This is a genomic window from Streptomyces sp. NPDC093568, assembly GCF_044764945.1.
Taxonomy (GTDB): domain Bacteria; phylum Actinomycetota; class Actinomycetes; order Streptomycetales; family Streptomycetaceae; genus Streptomyces.
The window spans coordinates 181,430-205,965 of the sequence record NZ_JBIWJD010000004.1 but is presented as its reverse complement, the minus strand read 5'-3'; the positions used below and the strand labels follow the sequence as shown (position 1 = coordinate 205,965).

The 24,536-nt window shown below is 74.1% G+C and carries 13 protein-coding genes; 11 read left to right on the top strand and 2 right to left on the bottom strand.

Annotated elements, in window-relative coordinates; translation table 11 throughout:
• Nucleotides 1-278 precede the first annotated feature (278 nt).
• A complete protein-coding gene (locus tag ACIRD7_RS18370) occupies nt 279-794 on the bottom strand; it encodes an ATP-binding protein (protein WP_403454220.1) in 516 nt (171 codons plus the stop codon).
• A 276-nt stretch (nt 795-1,070) separates the two neighbouring features.
• Here ACIRD7_RS18370 and ACIRD7_RS18365 point away from each other — a divergent pair, with 276 nt between their 5' ends.
• Nucleotides 1,071-1,280 carry a DUF397 domain-containing protein gene (locus ACIRD7_RS18365; RefSeq protein WP_403455080.1) on the top strand — a complete coding sequence of 70 codons (210 nt, stop codon included), beginning with the start codon at nt 1,071-1,073 and terminating at the stop codon, nt 1,278-1,280.
• Between the two features lie 258 nt (nt 1,281-1,538).
• Entirely contained in the window at nt 1,539-2,459 is a 921-nt protein-coding gene (locus ACIRD7_RS18360; RefSeq protein ID WP_403454218.1) for a helix-turn-helix domain-containing protein, read from the top strand.
• A gap of 46 nt (nt 2,460-2,505) precedes the next feature.
• On the opposite strand, the gene ACIRD7_RS18355 is transcribed toward ACIRD7_RS18360, so the two are convergent.
• Complete coding sequence (locus ACIRD7_RS18355) at nt 2,506-3,324, bottom strand: SAM-dependent methyltransferase (RefSeq protein WP_403454215.1); 819 nt, start codon at nt 3,322-3,324, stop codon at nt 2,506-2,508.
• Nucleotides 3,325-3,623: 299 nt separating this feature from the next.
• Between ACIRD7_RS18355 and ACIRD7_RS18350 the strand changes: the two genes are divergently transcribed.
• From ACIRD7_RS18350 to ACIRD7_RS18310, 9 genes are read left to right on the top strand one after another with little or no spacing between them, the layout of a single operon-like run.
• Nucleotides 3,624-5,147: an MFS transporter gene (locus tag ACIRD7_RS18350; RefSeq protein WP_403454212.1), complete on the top strand. Its 1,524-nt coding sequence runs from the start codon at nt 3,624-3,626 to the stop codon at nt 5,145-5,147.
• A 2-nt stretch (nt 5,148-5,149) separates the two neighbouring features.
• On the top strand, nt 5,150-5,356 hold the full coding sequence (locus ACIRD7_RS18345) for an MbtH family protein (RefSeq protein ID WP_403454209.1): 207 nt from the start codon (nt 5,150-5,152) through the stop codon (nt 5,354-5,356).
• The gene (locus tag ACIRD7_RS18340) at nt 5,349-8,912 is read left to right on the top strand and encodes an amino acid adenylation domain-containing protein (RefSeq protein WP_403454206.1); all 3,564 of its coding nucleotides are present in this window, start codon (nt 5,349-5,351) and stop codon (nt 8,910-8,912) included. Before ACIRD7_RS18345 ends, ACIRD7_RS18340 begins: the two co-directional genes overlap by 8 nt.
• Nucleotides 8,903-9,970 carry a MupA/Atu3671 family FMN-dependent luciferase-like monooxygenase gene (locus ACIRD7_RS18335; protein ID WP_403454203.1) on the top strand — a complete coding sequence of 356 codons (1,068 nt, stop codon included), beginning with the start codon at nt 8,903-8,905 and terminating at the stop codon, nt 9,968-9,970. Before ACIRD7_RS18340 ends, ACIRD7_RS18335 begins: the two co-directional genes overlap by 10 nt.
• Complete coding sequence (locus tag ACIRD7_RS18330; protein WP_403454200.1) at nt 9,967-14,679, top strand: amino acid adenylation domain-containing protein; 4,713 nt, start codon at nt 9,967-9,969, stop codon at nt 14,677-14,679. The genes ACIRD7_RS18335 and ACIRD7_RS18330 overlap by 4 nt, the downstream gene beginning before the upstream one ends.
• Nucleotides 14,679-18,533, top strand: coding sequence for an amino acid adenylation domain-containing protein (locus ACIRD7_RS18325; protein WP_403454197.1), 3,855 nt, complete (start codon nt 14,679-14,681; stop codon nt 18,531-18,533). Before ACIRD7_RS18330 ends, ACIRD7_RS18325 begins: the two co-directional genes overlap by 1 nt.
• Nucleotides 18,523-21,741, top strand: coding sequence for an amino acid adenylation domain-containing protein (locus ACIRD7_RS18320; protein WP_403454194.1), 3,219 nt, complete (start codon nt 18,523-18,525; stop codon nt 21,739-21,741). Before ACIRD7_RS18325 ends, ACIRD7_RS18320 begins: the two co-directional genes overlap by 11 nt.
• Complete coding sequence (locus ACIRD7_RS18315) at nt 21,738-23,765, top strand: beta-ketoacyl synthase N-terminal-like domain-containing protein (protein ID WP_403454192.1); 2,028 nt, start codon at nt 21,738-21,740, stop codon at nt 23,763-23,765. Before ACIRD7_RS18320 ends, ACIRD7_RS18315 begins: the two co-directional genes overlap by 4 nt.
• Nucleotides 23,762-24,514 (top strand): thioesterase II family protein, encoded by a 753-nt coding sequence (locus ACIRD7_RS18310; protein ID WP_403454189.1) that lies wholly within the window; start codon nt 23,762-23,764, stop codon nt 24,512-24,514. Before ACIRD7_RS18315 ends, ACIRD7_RS18310 begins: the two co-directional genes overlap by 4 nt.
• Nucleotides 24,515-24,536 lie beyond the last annotated feature (22 nt).

The following is a 24,536-nucleotide window of genomic DNA, read 5'->3' as shown; positions in this document are numbered from 1 at the left end:
GGCTGACGGGGCAACACGCGATGCCGGGATTCGGATTCGGCTCTTGCGTGGTGACCCACTTCTGTCCAGTTCTGCGTCCGGGGGACGCGACCGCGTTACACCGTCGCCCAGACATCCCGAATTCGGCGCCCCCAGGGCGGCCATATCGCCCTCATATCACCGTCATAGCGCGGTCATATCGCGGTCTATTCGGGCACTTGCCCAAATCTTCGCGCGCTACGGCACATTTGCGGATGCAGCCTCAACGCCCGCGGCGGCGCCCTCCGCGGCCGGACGGGTCAGGCCTGCCCGCTCGTCGGCAGCATCGCCCAGACGGTCTTGCCCATGGGATGCAGGCGGTTCCAGCCCCAGTGTTCGGACAGGGCGTCGATGATGCGCAGTCCGCGGCCGTGCTCGTCGAACGGGTCGCTGGTGTGCGGATACACGGGCGGGTGGTCGCTCGGGTCGGTGACCGCGCAGACCAGGTGGGCGGGGCGGCGGATGCTGAGCCTGAGCCAGATCTCGGGCTCGGCGAGGGAGCGCGGCCGCGCCGGGAGGGACGTCGGGTCCGGTACGGCGTGCAGTACGGCGTTGGCGAGCAGCTCCGTGACCACCATGAGGGCGTCGGGGCCGCAGTGGTCCAGCTCCCAGCCGTCCAGGGTGCGACGGACGAAGTCGCGGGCCGGGGCGCAGCTCTGCTCGGCGCCGGCGAGGCGCAGGGCGACGGAGCGGGGCGAGGTGCGCGGGGGCTCCGGCCTGGTGAGGTGGCGCGTGCCCGGGGTGCCGCAGTGCGCTTCCGGCGTCGCCGTCGACACCGCGGGTGACGCAGCGCCAGTGGGCAGTCGGAGCCCTTCGTACGCAGGTAAGGACACAACGTCTCCCTGATACACGGTCAGGACGGGGCGTCCGCGCTGCACTTGACGCCAAGGGCTATTATCCACGCCGAAGGCGTCTCCGTGCAATTTCACGGGAAATTGCGCGCACGATGTCGACGCAGAGCACGTGGTGCGGTCCGAGCCCGCTGGGGCTGCGGGGCGTACGCGTGGCGGAACGTGAGCAAGGAGAGTGCAGTGCCAACAGCATCGAACGGCATGCGGGCCAGCTCGTTGGGCGTCCGCTGGATCAAGAGCCGGCACAGCAATGCCGAGGGCAACTGCGTCGAGGTGGCCGCCCTGAGCGACGGCAGCGTCGCGATGCGCAACTCCCGCCACCCCGACGGACCCGCCCTCGTCTACACCCCGGCGGAGATCGCCGCCTTCCTGGCGGGCGCGAAGGACGGGGAGTTCGACCACCTCGTGTGATCTTGCGCCTGCGCTCCAGCGGGGGCCTCAATGGCGGCCGGGGCTCCACGGGCCCTCCTGGCGGCCGGGGCTCCACGGGCCTCAATGGCCGCCACGGCTTCAGCGGGGCCTTCGAGGGCGGCCAGGACTGACGGGCCAGGAGGGCTAAACGCTTTCGGCAAGCGGAAGTTGAGCCCTCCACTTCCCGCGGTTGCGGCGGCAGGAGGCGGCGGGATGCGATAATGCGGTCTGTCGTATGCCGGTCTACTGGGAGTCAGGATGTCCGCCGAGTCACCTCGCATCTCCCGCCTCGAACCCTATCTGGACCGGACCGAGCCCGCGCCGACCCTGCTGAAGATGCTGGTCGGCGTCCAGTTGGCCGGTATCCGCGAGGACCTCGGTCTGTCCCAGGACCAGGCCGCGCGGTCCGTGGGATTCAGTCCGGCGAAGCTGTCGCGCATCGAGGCGGGCAAGGGCCGTCGGCCGCCCACGGAGGCGGACGTACGGGCTCTGCTGGACCAGTACCGTGCCGACGAGTACGAGGCGTCGGTGCTGTTGCAGTTGCTGCGGCGGGCCGGAGAGCCGGGATGGTGGCAGCGCTATGACAAGCGCCTGATGCCGGAGTGGTTCGACCGGCTGGTCGGGCTGCAGGAGGCCGCCACGGCCATCCGTACCTTTGAACTCCAGTACGTCCCGGGCCTGTTGCAGACCGAGGACTACACCCGTGCCGTGGTGCGGCGCGGACTGCCGAACGCGCCGGCCCGTGAGGTGCAGCGGCGTGTGGAGCTGCGCATGCGTCGGCGCGAGCTGCTGCACCGCCCTGACGCCCCGCAGCTGTGGGCGATCGTCGACGAGTCGGTGCTGCTGCGTGTCCTGGGCAGCCGTGAGGTGATGCGGGCGCAGCTGGAGCACCTCGTCGAGATGGCCCAGCGGCCCCACGTGACCGTGCAGATCGTGCCCCTGGACGCGACGAACGCCTCGGCGCCCGCGATGCCGATCACCTATCTCCGGTTCGGCGGAGTCGATCTGTCCGACATCGTCTATCTGGAGCACATCAAGAGCGCGGCCTTCCTCGAGGACCGCGACGAGACCGAGGAGTACCGGCTCGCCCTGGACCGCCTGGGCGACGAGGCGCTCAACCCGCGCGAGTCCGTGCAGCGGCTGCGCGAGACGATGGAGCGGTACTCCCCGGAGTCGTAGAGAAACGTCATGAGGTACCGCTATGGCAGCCGGCCCACGCCGCCTGCTACGGCAGCCGGCCCACGCCGCCGAACTCGATCCACTCCTGCGTGAGCTGCCGCGGCGCCACCTCGGTGTCGGGGCGCCAGGTGGACACGTCCACCAGGCCGGGTTCGAGGATCTCCAGACCCTCGAAGTACTCGGCGACGTCCTTCTCCTGACGCACCCGGCCCCAGTGTCCCTGCGTCACCTGGTCCATGAAGTCGGTGACGAACTTGCGGACCTCTGGGTCCTCGCTGACCAGCTGGCACATCACCATGAAGCTGCCCGGCGCGAGGCGCTCGCGCACCCGGCGGGCCACGGCGAGCGGGCCGTCGGTCTCGCTGTCCGGGATGCAGTGGAAGACCGAGTTGAACAGCACGGCCACCGGCTGCGAGAAGTCGATCAGGCGCTTGGTGTCGGGGTGGGAGAAGATGTCGTCGGTCTCGCGCATGTCGGCGTGGATGACGGCGGTGTTGTTGTTCTGGTCCAGCAGGGCGCGGCCGTGGACCAGGACCATCGGGTCGTTGTCGACGTACACCACGCGCGAGGACGGGTCGACGCGCTGCGCGACCTGGTGGACGTTGTTCTGGGTCGGCAGACCGGAGCCGTGGTCGAGGAACTGGCGGATTCCGTATTCGCCGGCCAGGGTGCCGACGACCCGCTGGAGGAAGCGCCGGTTGTTCAGCGCGAGGGCCCGGGTGCTCGGGACGACCTTGTCCAGCTCCTCGCAGGCGGCCCGGTCCGAGGCGTAGTTGTCCTTGCCTCCGAGGTAGTGGTCGTACATGCGCGCGGCCGTGGGGACCGAGGCGTCGATCGACGTGGACAGCTGCTTTCCAGGCTCCATGGCTTCCCCCAGGGGCAGGACGGCCGAGGAGATCACCTCGCCGACAACACATCCTAGGGAGGGGGCAGTTGATCGGGCCAGCCCGACGGTCAACCACACGGAAAGGAACACCCGGGCGGGGATTGCGAGGCGCCTGCGACACGTCTCCCCGGGGCAGCGATTCACGCCACTCGCCGTGTGACGGCATTTGTTCGTAGGTGTCTACGAGGTGACAGTCACGTGTCCCGGTTCCGTGTATACGACATGCCGCTTCGAACTAGGGTTCTCGATCGGAAGCCACATTCGACGGGGGTACGCACGTGGCCGATGCGGCGCGCTCGCAGGACGACACCGCGCACGACGGGGGCAGGGAAGGCCGGTTCACCGGCATGGGTCCCTTCATGCTCGTCTGGAGCGGGCAGGCGGTCTCCCTGGTCGGCAACTCCGTCCTACGGTTCGCCTTCGTGTTCGAGACCTGGTCGGCCACCGGCCGGGCCACCGCGCTGACCACGCTGTCGCTGTGCGCGCTGCTCCCCCAGGTGCTGCTGAGCCCGCTCGCCGGCGCCCTGGTCGACCGCCTCAGGCGGCGTACGGCGCTGCAACTCGCGGACGGCGGCGGGCTGCTGATCGTGGCCCTGCTCGGCGTGCTGCACTTCACCGGCGGGCTGAGCACCTGGGAGGTCTACGGCGCGGTCATGCTGCTCGGCTGTGCCGCGGCCTTCCAGTTCCCGGCGCTGGGCGCCGCCGTGCCGCTGCTGGTGGACAAAAGCCAACTTCAGCGGGCCAACAGCCTGTTGGCGAGCGCCAAGAGCACGGCGGACGTCGGCGGTCCGGCGCTCGGCGGCCTGCTGGTGGCGTTCTCCGGGCTCGGCTTCATCATCGTCGCCGACCTGGTGAGCTTCGCCCTCGCGCTGGCCGCGATCCGGGTCGTACGGATGCCGGGGGACACCGGTCCGGGGAAGCCCGCGGCCGGCGGTCCGCGCACGAGGCTGCTCACCGAGGCCGCCGAAGGGATGCGGTTCCTCTTCCGCTATCCGAGCCTGCGCGATCTCATGCTCGCCTTCTGTCTCGTCAACCTGGTCATGGTCTTCGGCTTCGCCGCCGTACAGCCCATGGTGCTGGCCCGGTCCGGCGGCGAGACCGCGGCGCTGGCGAGCGTCAACACCGCGATCGGGATCGGCGGGGTCGCGGGCGGCCTGCTGATGGCGGCCTGGAGCGGGCCGCGGAACCGGGCCCGGGGGATGCTGCTCGGGATCATCGGGATGTGTCTGTCCGCCCAGGTGGCGATGGCGCTCGCGGGCGGGGTGGTCGGCTGGTGCGCGGCCATCCTCGTGGGCGCGGCGCTGATGCCGATGATCAACGGCGTGATGCAGGCGATCGTGCAGACCAAGGTGCCCCAGGAGTGGCACGGGCGGGTCTTCGGCGCGGTGATGTTCCTGTCGCAGATCTCCGTGCCGCTGGCCACCGCGGTGTCCGGGCCGCTCGCCGACCATGTCTTCGAGCCGCGGGCCGCGGCCGGCACCGGGATCTTCGTCGTGCTCGGGCCGCTCGTGGGCGACGGGCCGGGCAGCGGCATGGCCGCCATGCTGCTCATCGCGGGCCTGTGCGGCATCACCGTCGCGGTGCTGTGCATGTCCCGGCGCACGGTCCGGGACATCGACTCGCTCCTGCCCGACGCGACCCCCGACACCGTTGACGAAAACGTTGACGAGAGCGGATCCGGCACCGAATCCGAAGCCGATTCCGACCTCGTCCCCGACTCCGGGCGCCCCGGCGATCCCGAGACCCCGGAGAACCACGGCAAACCCGACAACCCCGAGAACAAAGAACTCGTGGAGGGCTGACCATGACCACCAATCCGTTCGAGGACGAGCACGGGACCTATCTCGTCCTCGCCAACGCCGAGGGCCAGTTCTCGCTGTGGCCCGACGGGATCACCGTGCCGGACGGGTGGGACGTGGCGCTGACCGCGAGCAGTCGTGCCGAGTGCCTTGCCTACGTCGAGGACCACTGGACGGAGATATGTCCCGCCCGCACGGCCGCAGATGCCTGAGAACACGGCAACGGGGGCGTTGCACGGTGTACATGAACTCTTCGAGGAACAGGCTCGGCGGACACCGGCAGCGACCGCGCTGGTGTCCGGCGACGAACGGCTGAGCTACGGCGAACTCGACGCCCGCGCGGCCCGGGTGGCCGCGTCGCTCCGGCGCCGCGGGGTGCGGCCGGGAGCGCTGGTGGGCGTGTATCTGGAGCGTTCCGCCGAGATGGCGGTGGCCCTGCTGGGCACGCTCAAGGCCGGCGCCGGCTATGTGATGCTCGACCCCGACTTTCCGGCGGAGCGGCTGCGCGGGATGGCGGCCGACGCGAAGGTCGCGATGGTCGTGTCCCGGCGGGGCAGCCGCGTACCGGCGGACGACGTCGAGGTGCTGGCTCTGGAGGACGCCGGGCAGGAGCGTCCCCTGGCGCGCGGTGAGGTCGAGGTCGGGCCGCACCATCCCGCCTGCGTGATGTTCACCTCCGGCTCCACCGGCCGTCCGAAGGGCATCGTCGCCTCGCATGCCGCGATCACCGGGACGCTGACCGGGCAGGACTTCGCCTCCTTCGGGACCGGCGCGGTGTGGCTGCAGTGCTCCCCGGTGTCCTGGGACGCGTTCGCGATGGAGCTGTGGGGGCCGCTGCTGAACGGCGGGCTGTGCGTGCTGCACCCGGGGCAGCGGCCCGATCCGGTGGTGATCGCCGGTCTGGTCGACCGGCACGCCGTCACCTCCCTCTATCTCTCCGCCTCCCTCTTCCACGTGATCGTCGACGAGTACCCGCGAGCCCTCGCAGGGGTACGCGAACTGATCGTCGGCGGCGAGCCGTTGTCGCCCGCGCACGCGGCCCGCGCACTGGAGCGCCACCCCGGTCTGCGGCTGAGCAACGGCTACGGCCCGGTCGAGGGCATGGTCTTCCTCACCGTCCACCCGGTCACCGCCGAGGAGGTACGCGACGGCCGGCCGGTGCCGATCGGCCGCCCGCTGGCCGGCAAGCGGCTGCGGGTGCTGGACGCGCGGCTGCGGCCCGTCGCGGACGGCGGGACGGGTGAGCTGTACGCCGCCGGGGCAGGGGTCGCGCTCTGCTACTGCGGCCGGCCGGAGCTGACCGCCGAGCGTTTCGTGGCCGACCCGTACGGCCCCGTCGGTGGGCGGATGTACCGCACCGGGGATCTGGTGCGGCGGCGGGCGGACGGGGTGCTGGAGTATCTGGGGCGGGCCGACTCCCAGGTGAAGATCCGCGGGTTCCGGGTGGAGCCCGGCGAGGTGGAGACCGTCCTGGCCCGGCATCCGGACGTCGTCCGGGCCGCGGTGGTCGCGCGTCCCGACGCGACGGGTGACCTGCGGCTCGTCGCGTACGTCGTCCCGCGCGAGGGTCTTCAAAGGCAGTTGGCCGAACGGGAGTTACGGGAGTACGCCGCTCGCGTGCTCGCCGACTACCTGGTCCCGGCGGCCTTCGTGCCGCTGGACGCCCTGCCCCTGACCGCCAACGGCAAGCTGGACCGCGCCGCTCTGCCGGAGCCCGGCCCGGTCACCGGCTCGCTCGCCTCGGAGTCGGCGCGGCGGCCGTCCGGCGCGGTCGAGGAGGCGCTGTGCGGGCTGTTCTCCGAGGTGCTGGGCGTGGCGTCGGTCGGGCCCGAGGACGACTTCTTCGCCCTCGGCGGGAACTCGCTGATGGTGGCCCGGCTGCTGGGCCGGATCCAGTTGACGCTGGGCGCGCGGGTCGGCGTACGGGCGCTGTTCGAGTGCCGGACTCCGGCCGCGCTGGTGCCGCATGTGGAGAAGGCCGAGCAGGACGAGCCGGCCGGTGTGCCCGCGGCGCTCCGGACCGGGGACGCGCTGCCGCTCTCCCACGCCCAGCGGCGGCTGTGGTACCTGGACCGGGTCGAGGCCGGCGCCGCCTACAACCTGCCGGTGCTGGTGCGGCTGCGCGGCGGGATCGACGCCGAGGCGCTCCGGGCGGCCCTCGGGGACGTGGCCGCCCGGCAGGCGGTGCTGCGTACCGTCATCGAGGAGCGGGACGGCGAGCCCCGGCAGCGGGTGCTGGCGGGGGCCGAGGCGCTGCCGCGGCTGAGCCGGGTCGACGTCGAGTCGAGTGACCTGGGCAAGGCCGTCTCCGAGGCGGCCCGGCACCCCTTCGACCTGGCCGTCGAACTTCCCTTGCACGCCGTGCTGTTCACGGTTCGGGACCGGCCCGGCGAGCACGCTCTCCTGCTCGTGCTGCACCACATCGCGGGGGACGGCTGGTCGCTGCCCCCGCTGTTCCGGGACCTCTCGCGCGCCTACGCCGCCCGGGCCGCCGGTGCCGCCCCGGCCCTCGATCCGCTGCCCGTCCCGTACGCCGACTTCGCGCGCCGGCAGCGGGAGCGGCTCGGCTCGGCGGACGCCCCGGAATCCCTCGCGGCACGTCAACTCTTGCACTGGCGCGAGGTGTTGGCCGGTCTGCCGACCGGCGGCCCGCTGCTCCCCCGTCGTCCGGGGCGGCCCGCCGTACCGGGCCGGGATGCCGCCACCGTCGTACGACGGCTGGACGCGGCGGCGCACGCGCGGATCGTCGAGGGGGCGCGGGCCGAGGGCGCGACGCTCTTCATGGCCCTGCACGCCGCCTTGGCCACGGCCCTCGTCCACGCGGGCGCCGGCCAGGATCTCGCGGTCGGCTCGCCGATCGCCGGACGGGGGCACGACGGCACGGTCGACGACGTCGTCGGGTTCTTCGTCAACATGCTGGTGCTGCGCACCGACGCCTCCGGCGACCCCACCGCACGGCAGTTGCTCGCCCGGGTCAGGGAGGCGGCGCTGAACGCCTTCGCGCACCAGGACGTGCCGTTCGAGGAGGTCGTGGACGCGCTGAACCCGGTACGGCCGCCGGGGCGGCAGCCGTTCACCGAGGTGGTGCTGGCGTTGCAGAACAACGCCCGCGCGCAGGTGGACCTGCCCGGCGCCGAGGCCGGTGTGGAGCCGCTGCGTACGGGCGCCGCGCGGTTCGAGCTGCTGGTGGACGTGACGGACGACCACGGGCCGGCGGGCGCGCCGGAGGGCATGACGCTGGTCTTCGAGTACCGGACGTCGTGTCTGGAGCCGGAGTTCGTGCGGTGGCTGGCGGACGCGGTCGTCGAGGCGCTGTGCGCGGCGGCCGCCGAACCGGACGTACGGCTGTCCCGGCTGCCGCTGACCGGGCCGCCCCGGCGTGCGGACGCCGCCCGGGACGCGGTCCTCACCCCGGGCCGCAGCGGGGCCGGGCCGGCGGACTCCGCCCTGCACCGGGAGATCACCGCCGTCTGGTCCGACGTCCTCGGCGTGACGGGCATCGGCCCGCATGACGACTTCTTCCGGCTCGGCGGCAACTCCCTGCGCGCGGTGCGGGTCGCGGCCCGCCTCACCGGCGCCGGGCGCACGGTGACCGCCGCCCAGCTGTTCACCTCCCCCACCGTCGCCGCCCTCGCCGCCGAGCTGGAGCGGGCGCCGGCCGAGGCGCTGGCCGCTCCCCCTCCCATTCCGCGCCGGCCGCGCGTACCCCGGCAGCCCGGCCGTGACAGCCGTACCGACACCAGCCAGAAGGAGGTGCCATGGACCTGAGCGTGATGTTCTTCGGCGCCGACACACCCGCCGGCGGCCCGGCCGGGGGCCCGCCGAAGCACAGCGAGGCCTACGACGACATCCTCACCGTCGCCCGCACCGCCGACCGGCTCGGCTTCCACGCGATCTGGACTCCCGAGCGGCACTTCCAGCAGGTGGGGCAGGTGTTCCCGAGTCCGCCGGTGCTCAGCGCGGCGCTCGCGGTGGCGACCGAGCGGATCAACATCCGGGCCGGCAGCGTGATCCTGCCCCTGCACCATCCGCTGCGGATCGCGGAGGACTGGGCGGTCGTCGACAACCTGTCGCACGGACGGATCGGGCTGTCGGCCGCGACCGGCTGGCACTCCACCGACTTCGTGCTCGCCCCCGGCCACTACGAGGACCGCCGTGCGCGGACCCTGCGGGACATCCCGCTGCTGCGCCGGCTGTGGGCGGGCGAGCCGGCCGAGTTCACCGACGGCACCGGCGACTTGGTCGCCGTCCTGCCGCAGCCCCGGCCCGTGCAGGACACCCTGCCGCTGTGGCTGACCAGCTCGGGCAACCCGGCGACCTGGGAGACGGCCGGAAGTCTGCGCACCGGGGTGCTCGGGGCGACCGTCGGGCAGAGCCGGGAGGAACTGGCCGAGAAGATCGGCCGGTACCGGGCCGCCTGCGCCGCAGCCCCCGACCAGGGCGGCACCGACGCGCACGGCCGGGTCACGCTGATGGCGCACACCTTCGTCGGCGCGGACGACGAGGAGGCGCGGCGGCTGACCGCCCCGCCGCTGAAGCGGTACCTGCGGTCGTACGTCCGGCAGACCACGGCCAACCGGACGGCCGACAAGGCCACGGCGGACCTCACCGAGGAACAGACCGCGCTGCTCGCCGAGTTCGCCTTCCACCGCTATCTGACCTGGGGCAGTCTGCTCGGCTCCGCCGAGACCTGCCGGAAGATGCTCGCCGATCTGCGCGAGCTGGGCTGTGACGAGGTCGCCTGCTTCGTGGACTTCGGCCTCGGCCGGGACGAGGTGCTGGCCGGGCTGCACCGGCTGGCGGAACTGTGGGAGGACGTGGCATGACCGCCGCTTCGGGCGCATCGATGGCGGACCGGTTCAGCGCGCTCAGCGGTGAGCAGCGGATCCGGCTCATGCGGCGGCTCGTGGAGTCCGGGCAGGCGGGGCTGGTCCCGGCGGTCGTCCCGCCGCGCGACGGGGACCGGCCGGTACCGCTCAGCCCCGCGCAGCAGGACCTGTGGGTGTACGAGTCGCTGTATCCCGGCACTCCGGCCCTGAACCTGTGCTGTGCGTACCACTTCGACGACCCGGTCGAGCCCGAACTGCTGGAGCGGGCGCTGACCCTGGTCCGGGCCCACCACGACATCCTGCGGGCCCGCATCGGGGGCGAGGCGGGTGCGCTGAGCGTCACCTTCCCGCCCGAGGAGCGCTTCGCCTTGGAGCGGGAGGACCTGCGCGGCACCGGCACCACCATCGCGGAGGCGTTCGAGACCTTCCGGCGCCGCCCCTTCGACCTGGCCGGGGAACCGCTGATGCGGGCCCGGTTCGTGACGGTCGACGAGCGGCGGACCACGCTGATGCTGAGCCTGCACCACGTCATCGCCGACTGGTGGTCCTTCGACGTGCTGCAGACCGAGTTCGCCGAGGCCCACCGCGCGCTGCGCGCCGGTACGGCTCCGGAGCTCACCCGGCCGCGCATCCAGTACGCCGACTTCGCGTCCTGGCAGAGCGAGCTGGAGGAGGCCGGCGTCTTCGAGGCGCGGCTCGCCTTCTGGAGCCGCTACCTCGCCGAGCCGCCGGGGGCGCTCAGCGTGCCGGGCAGCGGTACCGGCCTCGCGGAGGGCATCGCGCAGCTCCCGTTCAAGGTCGACGCCCCGACCGCCACCGCCGTACGGGCCCTGGCCCGCGAGCGCGGCGCCTCGGTGTACGTCGTCCTGATGGCCGCCTTCGCGGTGCTGGCGCACCGCCTCACCGGCGCCGACGACCTGGTGCTGGGCACCCCGACGGCCAACCGGACCGCCAAGGGCCTGGAGCGGGTCATCGGGTACGTCATGAACGCCGTCCCGACCCGCTGGCGGATCCGGCCGGAGGACTCCTTCGCCGACGTACTGGCCCGGTTCGCGGCCGACTTCCCCCAGCTGATGGCCAACGCCGACGTGCCGGTCGGCCGGATCGTGTCGGCGGTCGCGCCCGACCGCAGCGCCGGGCGCTCCCCGCTGTTCCAGTGGGTGTTCATGCACCTCACGCAGCAGCGCAGCGTGGCCGCGCTGCGGGAGTTCAGCGAGCCGGAGCGGATCCACACCGGCGGTGAGCACGACCTCGTGGGCATCGTCCGGGACGCCGACGACGGCACGATGGACGGCAGTTTCGAGATCCGTACGGCCCTGTTCGGCGCCGACACCGTGCGCCACTGGACGGACGCCTATCTGGAGCTGCTGCGCCGCTTCACCGCCGACCCGCGGACGCCGCTCGCCGAGGTGGGCCTGGTGCCCGAGGCCGACGCGCGCCGGCTCGCGGAGCTCAGCTCCGGCGGACCCGCCCCCGAGCCGCTGGCCCTGCCCGACCTGGTGGCCCGGCAGGCCTCCCGCACCCCCGACGCGTCGGCGCTCGAGGCGACGGCGCTGACGCTGACCTACGCCGAACTCGCCGACCGGGTCGATCGGTTGGCCGCGGTGTTCGCCGAGCACGGCGCGGGGCCCGGTGAGGTCGTGGCGCTCGCGCTGGGGCGGGGTGCGGCGATGACGGTTGGGCTGTTGGCGGTGCAGCGGAGCGGTGCCGCGCATGTGCCGGTGGATCCGGATTATCCGGCCGAGCGGATCCGGCTGGCGCTGGAGGACGCGAGGCCGGTGCTGGTGGTCGTGGGTGAGCGGGGGGTGCTGGTCGATACGGGTGTGCCGACGTTGGTGCTTGGCGCTTCGCTGGATGCGGCGCGGGATGTCGATGGTCGTGTGCCGCGCCGTCGTGGCTGGTCGCGCAGTTCCCCGCGCCCCTTGGGGGCGTCGTCCGCGCCCCCGGCCGAAGTGGACCCGGCAACCCCGGCCTACGTCATCCACACCTCCGGCTCCACAGGCCGCCCCAAAGGCGTCGTCGTCCCGCACACCGGTCTTGCCGCCCTCGCGCAAGGCCTCGTCGACGCGCTCGCGCTGACCCCGGACAGCCGGGTGCTGCAGCTCGGCTCGCCCGCCTTTGACATCTCCGTGGGTGAGATGTGCATGGCGTTCGGCTCGGGCGGGACGCTGGTCGTGCCGCCGGCCGGTCCGCTCACCGGGCGGGAGCTCGCCGACGTGCTGACCGAGCGACGGATCAGCTGCGCCCTCGTGCCGCCTTCGGTGCTGGCGACCGTCCCCGCCGGGGAGTACCCCGAGCTGCGGTCGCTGGCGGTGGGCGCCGAGGCGTGCCCGCCCGACCTGGTGGCCCGCTGGGCCGTCGGTGGACGCCGGTTCCACAACGCCTACGGGCCCACCGAGTACACCGTCGGGGCGACCGTCTCCACCCCGCTGACCGGCGACGGCTCGGCCCCGCCGATCGGCGCCCCGCTCCCGGGCACGCGCGCGTACGTCCTCGACGAGCGGCTGCGGCCGGTGCCCCCGGGGGTGTGCGGCGAGCTGTATCTGGCCGGGCCGGGACTGGCGTACGGCTATCTGGGCCGGCCGGGGGCGACCGCAGAGCGGTTCGTCGCCGATCCGTACGGGGGACCCGGTGAGCGCATGTACCGCACGGGGGACCTGGCCCGCCGCCGTGCCGACGGGCAGTTGGAGTACCTGGGGCGCAGCGACGACCAGGTGAAGATCCGGGGTCTTCGGATCGAGCCCGGCGAGATCGCGGCTGTCCTGACCGGGCATCCCTCGGTGCGACAGGCGGTGGTCGTCGTACGGGAGGACCGGCCGGGCAGGCCGAGGCTCGTCGCGTACGTCGTCGGCTCCCCCGCCGGATCCCTTTCTCCGGACGCGCTGTTGGCGTACGCCGCCGGGCGGTTGCCCGCCGCCATGGTGCCGGCCGACGTGGTGGTGCTGGACGAGCTGCCGCTGGCGCCGAACGGCAAGCTGGACCGGGCGGCGCTGCCCGCGCCCGGCAGCGGGCCCGTTGTGGGAGGGCGGGCGCCCGAAGGGGGCCGCGAGGTCACCCTGTGCGCTCTGTTCGAGGAGGTGCTCGGTGTCGAACGGGTCGGCGCCGACGACGACTTCTTCCGGCTGGGCGGCGACAGCATCATGGCCATCCAGCTGGCCGGACGGGCGTCCGGGGCGGGTCTCGGCATCACGCCGCGTGACGTCTTCACGGCCCGGACGCCGGCCGCGCTCGCGCTGACCGCGCGGGAAGCCACCGACCTCGGCGAGGACGCGGGCCCGGACGCCGGCACGGGGCGTTTTCCGCTCACGCCGGTCATGCACTGGTGGCGCGAACAGGCGGGGGACGCGGCGGCGTTCACGCAGTCGATGCTGTTCCCGGTGCCGTTGGGCGTCGGCCCGGAGCGGGTCGGTGCGGCCGTGCGCGGGCTGGTCGAGCGGCACGGGGTGCTGCGGATGCGGCTGGTGGACGGGGAGTTGGAGGTGCCCGAGGCCGTCGCCGGGGTGGTGGTCGACCGGGTGGAGGTGCCGGTGGGCGCGGACCCTCGGGAGCGGGCAGAGGAGCTGGCGGCCTCGGTGCGGCTCGACCCCGGCAAGGGGGAGATGCTGCGGGCCACCTGGCTGGACCCGGGCTCCGGGCGGCCGGGGCTGCTGTTGCTGACCGTGCACCATCTCGCGGTGGACGGTGTGTCCTGGCGGCTGCTGGGTCCCGAGCTGGCGGCCGGGCTGGCCGGGGAGCGGCTGCCGCAGGCGCCGGGCACGTCCTTCGCGCGCTGGGCGCGGCTGCTGGCGCGGGAGGCGGTGCGGCCGGAGGCGGCCGACGCCGAGTACCCCTGGTGGGAGCGGACGCTGAGCGGCCCCGACGCGCGGATCGCGGGCGGGCGGGGAGCCGGGGCACGGCGGGCCGTGCTCACCGTCGAGCTGACACCCGAGGTCACCGAGGCGGCGCTGTCCGAGGTGACGGAGGTCTTCCACTGCGGCCCGGACGCCGTGCTGCTGACGGCTCTGGCCGCCGCGGCGGTACGGCGGCGAGGCGACGGCACCGGTCTGCTGGCCCATCTGGAGGGGCACGGCCGCGAGACGCTCTCCCGGCCCGCCGACGTCTCCCGGACGGTGGGCTGGTTCACCACCCAGTACCCGGTCCGGCTGGACGCGGGCGCCGCGCTCGGCCCCGACTACTGGGAGCCCGCGCGGGACGCGGCCGGTGAGGCGCTCAAGCGGGTCAAGGAGCAGCTGCGGGCGGTCCCGTCGGGCGGCCTCGGCTGGGGGCTGCTGCGGTACCTCAACCCGGACACGGCCCCGAAGCTGGCCGCGCTGCCCGTGCCGGACCTCCGCTTCAACTACCTGGGCCGGTTCACCGGGGGCGACACCGCCGACGGCGAGCTGCTCGGCATGGCGGCCGACGCGCTGCCGCTCGGGCACGCGGTGGAGGTGGACGCGCTGGTCCAGGAGCGGGACGGCGGGCGGCCGTCGCTGAGCGCCGGGTTCTCGTACGCACGCGGGGTGATCGGTGAGGACGAGGTGCTGGAGCTGGCCCGGCTGTGGTGCGAGGCGGTCGAGGTGCTGGTCGAGCACGCCCGCCGGGAGGGCGCGGGCGGCCACACCGGCTCCGACTTCCCGCTGGTCGACCTGTCCTCGGACCAACTCGCGCTCCTGGAAGGCGACTTGGACTTCGGGTCGGACGACGAGGACGAGGACGGGGAGGACTGATGGGCGGCCGCATCGCGGACGTACTGCCGCTCTCCCCCGCGCAGGAGGGTCTGCTCTTCCACGCCCTGCGCGATCCGGACCGGCCGGATCCGTATCTGGTGCAGGCCCGCTTCCGGATCGGCCCTGAGACGGCGGCCGAGGCGCTGCGGGCCGGGGTGGGCGCGCTGCTGGAACGGCATCCGAATCTGCGGGCGTGCTTCCGGCACGAGCACGTCGACCGGCCGGTGCAGGTGATCCCGCGTGCGGTGCGGCTGCCGTGGACGGAGCGAGACCTCACCGGACGCACCCCGGACGAGGCGGAGGCGGAGCTCGCGCGGCTGATGGCGGAGGACCTGGGCCGCCGGTTCGACCTGGCCCGTCCACCGCTGGTCCGGGCGACGCTGGTCCGGCACGACCGGGGCGCGGAGCTGGTGCTGACGCTGCACCACATTCTGCTGGACGGCTGGTCGCTGCCGCTGCTCGCGCGGGACCTGGAGGCGCTGACGGCGGGCAGTGCCGAGTCGCTGCCGCCGGTCGTGCCCTTCAAGCAGTACCTGGTCTGGCTGAAGAGCCAGGACCAGGGACGGGCGGAGGCCGCCTGGCGGGAGGCGCTGGACGGGCTGACCCGCCCCGCGCCGATCCCCCTGGACGGGCCCGACGGTCCGCCGGACACGGTCGACGTCGAGCTGCCCGCCGGGCTGACGGCGGCGATCACGCGCCGGGCGGCCGACGCCGGTGTCACCGTCAACACCGTGGCGCAGACCGCGTGGGCGCTCGTCCTGGCCCGGACGACCGGCGCCGAGGACCTGGTCTTCGGTGCGGTCGTCTCCGGGCGGCCGCACGATCTGCCCGGCGTCGAGCGGATGGTGGGGCTGTTCATCAACACGCTGCCGGTACGGATCCGGCTGCGCCGCGGCGAGGCCGTCGACGCGTTGCTGGCCCGCGTCCAGCGGGAGCAGTCACGGCTGGCGCCGTACCACCATGTGCGGCTGTCCGAGGTGCAGCGGGCCGCCGGAGTGGGCGAACTCTTCGACACGGTCCTGGCCTTCGAGAACTTCCCGCGCGCCGAGGGCCCCGCCCCGGCCGTCGAGCTGGTCGGGACGCGGGACGCGACGCACTACCCGGTGACGGTCGCCGTCGTCGCCGGGGAGCGGATGCTGCTGCGGGTGAGCTGCCGCCGGGGCCTGTCGGCGGCCACGGTCGGCGCCCGCCTCGCGCACGCCTTCGAGGCGCTGACGTCCGCCGACGGCACACCGGCCGACCGGCTCGACGTCCTTCCGCCCCAGGAGCGGCGCCGGTTGCTCGCCCTGGCCGAGGGCCCGGCGCGTCCCATGCCCGGGGAGCTGAGCATCCCCGGGCGCTTCGCCGAGCAGGTGGCCCGTACGCCGGACGCGCCGGCCGTCGAGTCGGACGGCGAGGTGCTGACGTACGGCGGTCTCGACGCCGCGTCCGACGGGCTGGCGGCGCGGCTGCGGGAGGCGGGGGTGCGGCCCGGCGACACGGTGGCGCTGCCGCTGGCCCGGTCCGCGGGCACGGTCGTGGCCCAGCTGGCGGTGCTGAAGGCGGGCGCGTGCTGTCTGCCGCTGGACCCGGCGGCTCCGGCGGGACGCCTGGCGGCGCTGGCGGACGCCGCCGGGGTACGGGTCGCCGTGACGGCCGGGGACGTACAACTGCCGTCACACATCAGTCTGTTGGAACTGTCCGACGTCCACTCCGCACCGCCGCCGGCCACGCCTGTGCACCCCGAGTCCGCCGCCTACGTGATGTACACCTCCGGCTCCACGGGCGAGCCCAAGGGCATCGTCACCCCGCACCGGGCCGTGGTGGAACTCGCCGCCGACTCCCGTTTCGCGGGCGGCGCGCACGAGCGCGTCCTCCTGCACAGCCCGCACACCTTCGACGCCGCCACCTACGAGACCTGGGTGCCCCTGCTGAGCGGCGGCACGGTGGTGGTCGCGCCGCCCGGACCCGTCACCCCCGACCTGCTCAAGAGGCTGCTGCCGCAGGCGCGCGTCGGGGCCGTGTGGCTCACCGCCGAACTCCTGCGCGCCGTCGCGGAGATCGCGCCCGAGGTGCTCGCCGGGGTGCGCGAGGTGTGGGCGGGCGGGGACGTGCTGGCGCCGGAGGCGGTCCGGCGGGTGCGGGAGCGGTGCCCCGGCACGCGGGTGGTCAACGGCTACGGGCCCACCGAGACGACGGTGTTCGCCACGGCCCACGAGGTGACCGGCGAGATCAGCGCCTCGGTGCCGGTCGGACGCCCCCTCGACCACACCGGCGCCCATGTCCTCGACCACCTCCTGCGCCCGGTGCCGGCCGGGGTGGTGGGCGAGCTGTACGTCGCCGGCACCGGGCTCGCGCACGGCTATCTGAAGCGGCCCGGCCAGACCGCCGAGCGTTTCGTCGCCGACCCCTTCGGGCCGCCCGGCACCCGCATGTACCGCACGGGCGACCTGGTGCGCCGCCAGCCCGGCGGCGAGCTGGAGTTCGTGGGCCGCGCCGACGACCAGGTCAAGGTGCGCGGCTTCCGGATCGAGCCCGGCGAGGTGGAGGCCGTCCTGGCGGGCTGCCCGGGCGTGGAGCGGGCCGTGGTCGCCGCGCGCCCGGGGCCCGACGGCGGCAGGAGGCTCGTCGCGTACGTCGTGGGCGGCGACCTGGATCTCGTACGGGAGCACGCGGCACGCGCCCTGCCCGCGCATCTGATGCCGTCGGCGTGGGCCCGTCTGGACGCGGTGCCGCTGACCGCGCACGGCAAGGTCGACCGGGCCGCCCTGCCGGAACCCAGGCCGGAGCACCGGCACCCGGGCGAGGGCCGGATCGCCCGGCCGGGGCGTGAGCAGCGGCTGTGCGCGCTGTTCGCCGAGGTGCTCGGGGTGACGGCGCTGGGCCCCGACGCCGACTTCTTCGCGCACGGCGGCCACTCGCTGCTCGCGCTGCGGCTGACCGCGCGGATCCAGGCGGAGCTCGGCACCGGGGTCTCGCCCGCCGCGCTGTTCGAGGCACCGACCCCGGCCGCGCTCGCCGCCCGCCTCGCCGCAGGACGGGCGGACGGGGACGGGGACGGCGAGGACGCCTACGCCCCGCTGCTCGCGCTGCGCCGGGAGGGCGACCTGCCGCCGCTGATCTGTCTGCACCCGGGACTGGGGCTCGGCTGGGCGTACGCGGCGCTGCTGCCGCACCTCGCCCCAGGGCGGCCGGTGTACGCGCTGCAGACACCGGTGCTGCACGGCGGGCAACTACCCGCAACGCTGGGCGAGCTGGCCGAAAGCTGTCTGCCGCTCGTCCGGGCGGTGCGCCCGCACGGGCCGTATCTGCTGCTCGGCCGCTCCTTCGGCGGACCCTTCGCGCACGAGCTGGCGGTGCGGCTGCGGGCGGCCGGTGAGGAGGTCGCGCTGGTCGCCGTGCTGGACGCGATGCCGAAGCCGGCCGAGGTGGCGCGGGTGCCGCTGGATCCGGCCGTGGTGGAGCGGGAGGCGCTGGCCAACCTGGTGCGCAACGCGCTCCCGGGGGTCCCGGCCGGGTCCGGCCCGCTGGACCGGGCCGAGGTCGTCGCCCGCGTGCACGCCCACAGTGCCCTCCTCGCCGACCTCGACGAACGGCGGATCGACGCCCTCGCCGACGCCATGGGGCGGTACATCGAGATGGCCCGCGCGTGGCGGCCGTCGCCGTACGACGGCCGGGTCACCCTCTTCTCGGCCACCCGCGCCTCGGAGGCGACGACAGCGCGGAAAAGCGCGGCGTGGCGGGCCTGCTCGGCCGGGGTGGACGTGCACGAACTGGACTGCGGGCACAGCGATGTGCTCACACCGGGGCCCGTCGGCGACATCGCCGCGGCCGTCGAGAAAGCCATACAGGGGGAGCGAACCGGTGGACGCTGAGACAGACTCCGAGGTCGGGGAGTACGAGTTCCCGGCCTCCGACGCGCAGAGCCGGCTGCTGGTCCTGGACCGGATGAATCCGGGGACCGCCCAGTACAACGTGCCCGCCGCCTACGCCGTGCACGGGCCGTTCGACGTGGCCGCGTTCGGCCGGGCACTGGACGGCATGGTGGAGCGGCACGAGTCGCTGCGCACGGTCTTCCGGACCGGCGCCGACGCCGTACCGCTGCAGCTCGTGGCGGCCGAGGCGCGCGCGGCCCTCACGGTCGAGCGGGCCGCGCCGGAGGCGGTCGCCGATCTGATGCGCACCGAGGCGGCCCGCTCCTTCGACCCGGCGCGGGGCCCGCTGCTGCGCTGCACGGTGTACGCCCTCGAGGACGGCAGTCACCGCATTCTCCTGGTCGCCCACCACCTGGTCTGCGACGGCTGGTCCCTGGGCGTGCTGCTGCGCGAGCTGTCCGCGGCGTACGAGAACGAGACGAAGGGGCTGGCGCACGGCCTCCCCGAACTTCCCCTGCAGTTCGCCGACTTCGCCGCCTGGCAGCGCGAGCGGCAGGCGGCCGGCGAGTACGCGGGATCGGTCGCCCACTGGGCGCGGCAACTGCGGGGCGCCCCGGAGACGGTCGCACTGCCGCTGGACCGGCCGCGCGGGGCGGTGCGTACGGCGGTGGGCGGCACCGAGCGGTTCCTCCTGCCGGCCGGGGTGCGCGAGCGGATCGCCGCCACGGCTCGGGCACGTGGCGGTACGCCGTTCATGGCGCTGTTCGCCGCGTACGCCGCCTTCGTGAGCCGGCTGTCCGGTGCCGAGGACCTGGTGATCGGCTTCCCCGTCTCCGGCCGGGACCGCCCCGAGCTCCAGGACATGGTCGGCATGCTGACCAACACCCTGGCGCTGCGCGTCGATCTGTCCGGCGACCCGGCCTACCACGACCTGATCGACCGGCTGCGTGCCGCGCTGCTGGCCTCCCAGCCGTACCAGGACGCCCCGTTCGAGGCGGTGGTCGACGCCGTCGCGCCGGTCCGCGAGATCAGCCACGACCCGGTCGTCCAGGTGGTCTTCGGCTACGACGACGACACCGAGCTGACGCTGAGTCTGGCCGGCGCGGAGGTCGAGCGGGTCCCTGTGGTCCTGGACACCGCGAAGTTCGACTTGCACCTCCAGGTGGAGCGCTGGGGCGAGGACCTGGCCGGGTACCTCATCTACCGCGGCGCGCTGTTCGAGGGAGAGACGGTACGGCGGTGGACGCGGTGCTTCGAAACCCTGCTTGAGGGGCTGCTGGACCGTCCGCAGGCCCCGCTGTCGGCGATCGACATGGTGCCGGTGGAGGAAAGGCAACGCCTGCTGGGCGCGCCCGGCCACCACGAACTCGCAGCCGCACGCCAACGCGTCGAGGCGCGCCTGGTCCCGCGCCTCGTCGCGGACCAAGCCGTCACCCGGCCGGAGGCCACCGCCCTCGTCTGCGGCGACCTGCGCCTGACCTACGCCGAACTCCTGCGACAGGCTGACCACTTGGCGGCCCGGCTGCAAGCTCACGGCGTACGCCGAGGACACCGCGTCGGCCTCCTGCTCCCCCGCGGCGCCGACATGGCCATCGCGGCCGTCGCGGTCCTGCGCGCCGGCGGCGCGTACGTCCCGCTGGACCCGGCGCACCCGCCCGTTCGCCTGGCCTACATGGTCGACAACTCGGGCACGTCGCTGCTGCTGACGGCGGCGGGGACGACGGGCCGGTCCGGAACGGACGTACCCGAACTGCGGGTGGACGAGGACACGGAGCCGGCACCGCCCGCGCTCACCCCGGTGGAGTGCGCCCTCGACGACCTCGCCTACGTCCTGTACACCTCGGGCTCCACCGGCGTCCCCAAGGGCGTGGCGGTGGAGCACCGCGCACTGCTCAACCTCGCGACGAACGTCCGCCCCGTGTTCCCGGTGACCGAGACGGACCGCGTCCTTCAGTTCGTGTCGTTCGGCTTCGACGTGGCCGTGTCGGACCTGTTCTTCCCCTGGGTCGCGGGCGCCGAGCTGCACATCGCGCAGGAGGACGAGCGGCTGGGCGAGGCGCTCCAGGCCCGGCTGCGGGACTCCCGCATCACCTACGTCTTCCTGCCGCCGTCCGCCGCGATGACGCTCCCCCGCGCCCCGGGCGCGCTGCCCGAGCTGCGCACGCTCGCGGTCGGCGGCGAGGCCTGCCCGGCCGAGCTGGTCGAGCGGCTGGGCGAGGAAGGCCGCCGGATCGTCAACGCGTACGGCCCCAGCGAGGCCACCGTCTACTCGACCACCGCCGAACTGCGGCCGGGCGAGCCGGTGGTGATCGGCCACGCGGTCCCCGGCTCGCGTGCCTACGTCCTGGACGGCCGGCTGCGCCCGGCCCCGGTCGGCGTGACCGGTGAGCTCTACGTCGCCGGCGCCACCCTGGCCCGTGGCTATTTCGGCCGGCCCGGCATGACGGCCGAGCGTTTCGTCGCCGATCCGTACGGCCCGCCGGGGAGCCGGATGTACCGCACCGGCGACCTGTGCCGGATCGACGCGCACGGCGTCCTGCACTACCTGGGCCGCGGCGACTCACAGGTGAAGCTGCGCGGCTACCGGATCGAACTCGGCGAGATCGAGGCCCTGCTGGCGGGGCGTCCCGAGGTCACGGTGGCCGCGGCGGCCGTGCGCGGGGAGGGCGCCGAGCAGCGGCTGGTGGCGTACGTGGTCACCACCGCCGACGTGCCGGACGCGGCCCTGCGCGCTCACCTGGCCGAGCGGCTCCCCGGCTACATGGTCCCGGACGCCTTCGTACGCCTGCCGGAACTGCCCCTGAACCGCTCCGGCAAGATCGATCGGTCCCGGCTGCCCGAACCGCCCTCCTCGCGGCCCGAGCTGGGCGAGTCGTACGCCGCTCCCGGCACCGGGGCCGAGCGGCGGGTGGCCGAGGTCTGGCAGCGGGTGCTGACCCTGGACCGGGTCGGTGTGCACGACAACTTCTTCGACCTGGGCGGCAATTCGGTACGGCTGCTGGCCGTGCTCGCGGCGCTCCAGGAGCACCCGGAGCACGAAGGCCTCACCCTGGTCGACCTGTTCCGGCATCCGACGGTCGCGGCGGTGGCGGCCCATCTCGACCGCACCGCCGAGCACTCCGCATCCCACGAGGAGGCGGCCCGGCGGGGCAGTGACCGCCGGGCGGCCCTGCACAAACTCCGTTCGAGGAAGGGCACGACACGATGACGACCGAGGCAGCCGTACCGCACGACCTGGAGTCCGCGGTGGCCGTTGTGGGGATGAGCGGACGCTTCCCCGGCGCCCCCGACCTCGACGCGTACTGGGCCAATCTGCGCGACGGTGTCTGCTCCGTGTCCGCCTTCACCGAGAAGGAACTGCTGGCCGACGGCGCGGACCCGGCGGAGCTGCGCAACCCGGCGTACGTCCCCGCCCAGGGGCATCTGGCCGACGCGGACCGCTTCGAGGCCGAGCTCTTCGGCTTCGGCCGCGCCGAGGCGGCGGCCCTCGACCCGCAGCACCGGGTGCTGCTGGAGACCGCCTGGTCCGCCCTGGAGGACGCGGGGTACGCCCCGCTCGACGCCCCGGGCCGCACCGGCGTGTACGTGGGCGGCAGTCCGACGGAACACGCGCTGGCCGCCGGCACCGACCCGGCGCTCGCCGCGTCGATCGGCGCGCTTCAGGTCCGGATCCTGACCGACCGCGAGTTCCTGGCGCCCTGGGTCTCCTACCGGCTGGGCCTGGACGGGCCGAGCATGACGGTCCAGACGGCCTGCTCGACCTCGCTGACGGCCGTCCATGTCGCCGTGCAGGCCCTGCTGCTCGGCGAGTGCGACACGGCGCTGGCGGGCGGGGTGGCCATCGGCAGCGTGCGCAAGCAGGGGTACGTCCACTACCAGGGCGGGATCTTCTCCCCGGACGGCCGCTGCCGCCCCTTCGACGAGAAGGCCGCGGGCACGGTGCCGGGTGCCGGGGTGGGCGTGCTGGTGCTGCGCCGGCTGGAGGACGCGCTGGCCGACGGCGACCCGGTGCGCGCGGTGATCCGGGGCACGGCGGTCACCAACGACGGTGCCGGCAAGGTCGGCTTCACCGCTCCGGGGGTCGACCAGCAGACGGCCGCCATCACTGAGGCGTGGGCGGCGGCGGGGCTGGAGCCCTCGGCGGCGCAGTACGTGGAGGCGCACGGGACCGGGACGGAACTCGGCGACCGGATCGAACTGGAGGCGGCCGGCGCCGCCTTCGCGGGCGGTGCCGGCATCGGCATCGGCTCGGTGAAGTCGAACATCGGGCACGCCGACGCGGCGGCCGGGGCGGCGGCGCTGATCAAGACGATCCTGATGCTGGAGCACGCGACGCTCGCGCCGACGGTGGACGTCACGCGCCCGGTCGCCGCCCTGGAGGACTCGCCGCTGCGGCTGGTGACCGAGGCGCGCGCGTGGCCGAGCAGGCCGGACCTGCCCCGCCTCGCGGGGGTGACGTCGGTGGGCATCGGCGGCACGAACGTGCACGTGGTGGTGCAGGAGGCGCCGGAGCGGAGCGCGCGCACGGCCGTGGACTCCCGGCCGACGGTCCTGCCGCTGTCCGCGCGCACCGAGGCGCAGCTCTTCCTCCTGGCCGACCGGTTGGCGGCCCGGCTGCGCGCGGCGGACGCCCCGGCGCTGCCCGACGTCGCGCACACCCTGCGGACCGGCCGGGTCCAGATGCCCGTACGCGCCTGTGTCGTGGCCGCCGACGCCCAGGAGGCCGCGCGGAAGCTCGCGGCGCTGGCCGGGGGCCGCCGGGAGGAGACGACCGACCCCCTGGGCGAGGCATGGCTGAGGGGCGAGACGGTGACCTGGCCGGCCCTCGACGGTGAGGTACGGCGGGTGCGGCTGCCGGGGTATCCGTTCGCGGGGGAGAGCCACGGCTCGCTGCGGCTGCGCGGGCCGGTCCCGGAGACGCCCGAAGCCCCCTCGCCCGCGCCGGAGAGCGAACTTCAGGCGCGGGTGGCCGAGCTGGTGATCGAGGCGCTGGACCTCGACGGGGCCGCCGGACTCGCGCAGACGTACTTCGAGGCGGGCGGCGACTCCCTGACCGCCGTGCACCTGGCCGGAAGGCTCCGTGACGAGTTGGGCATCGACGTGCCGATCCAGCTGTTCCTGGAGCCGGTCACACTGAAGGACACGACGACACGCATCGTGGAGATGAAGCAGAACGGCGAGGCGGACGGCGCGCTGGACGCCCTCCTGGCCGAGTTCGAGGCGGAGGCATGACCGTCTCCGACATACGCAGCCGCTGGTTCCGGGGGGTCAGCGCGCCCGGCGCGCGGGTGCGCCTGCTGTGCTTTCCGCACGCGGGCGGAGCGGCGGGTTCCTTCCACGAGTGGACGACGCTGACGCCGCCCGGGATCGAGGTCCTGTCGGTGCAGTACCCGGGCCGCCAGGACCGGTTGGCCGAACCGTGCGCGACCGTGATGGACGAGCTGGCGGACGCGATCACGCGGGCCCTGCGGGACGAGCTGACCGACGGCGTGCCGCTGGCCCTGTTCGGACACAGCATGGGCTCGTCGGTGGCGTACGAGGTGGCCCGCCGGCTGGAGGAGGCCCCCGGCCCCGCCCTCACCCGGCTGATCGTGTCGGGCCGGCCCCGGCCCCGGCTCCCGCAGGAGCTGGCGCCGACGTCGGCCCCGACCGACGCCGAGATCCTCGACCGGGTCCGCACCCTGGATCCCGAGGGCGCCGCGCTCTACGACCATCCCGCGCTCCGGCCGCTGATCATGCCGGCCCTGCGGGCGGACTTCGGCCTGCTGTCGACGTACCGCCCGGCTCACCTGCGCCGGCTGGGGGTTCCGGTCACGGCCTGCGGGGGCGACCGTGATCCCGTGTGCACGGCGGAGGACCTCGCGACATGGGCGGACGTCACGGAGAAGGGGCTGGAGGTCCGGGTCTTCGAGGGGAACCACTTCTATCTCAACCCCAGGCGAGAGGAGTTGGTCGGGTACCTCACGGCAGAGCTGCTGTGACGCGCCGGCACGGCTGACGAGC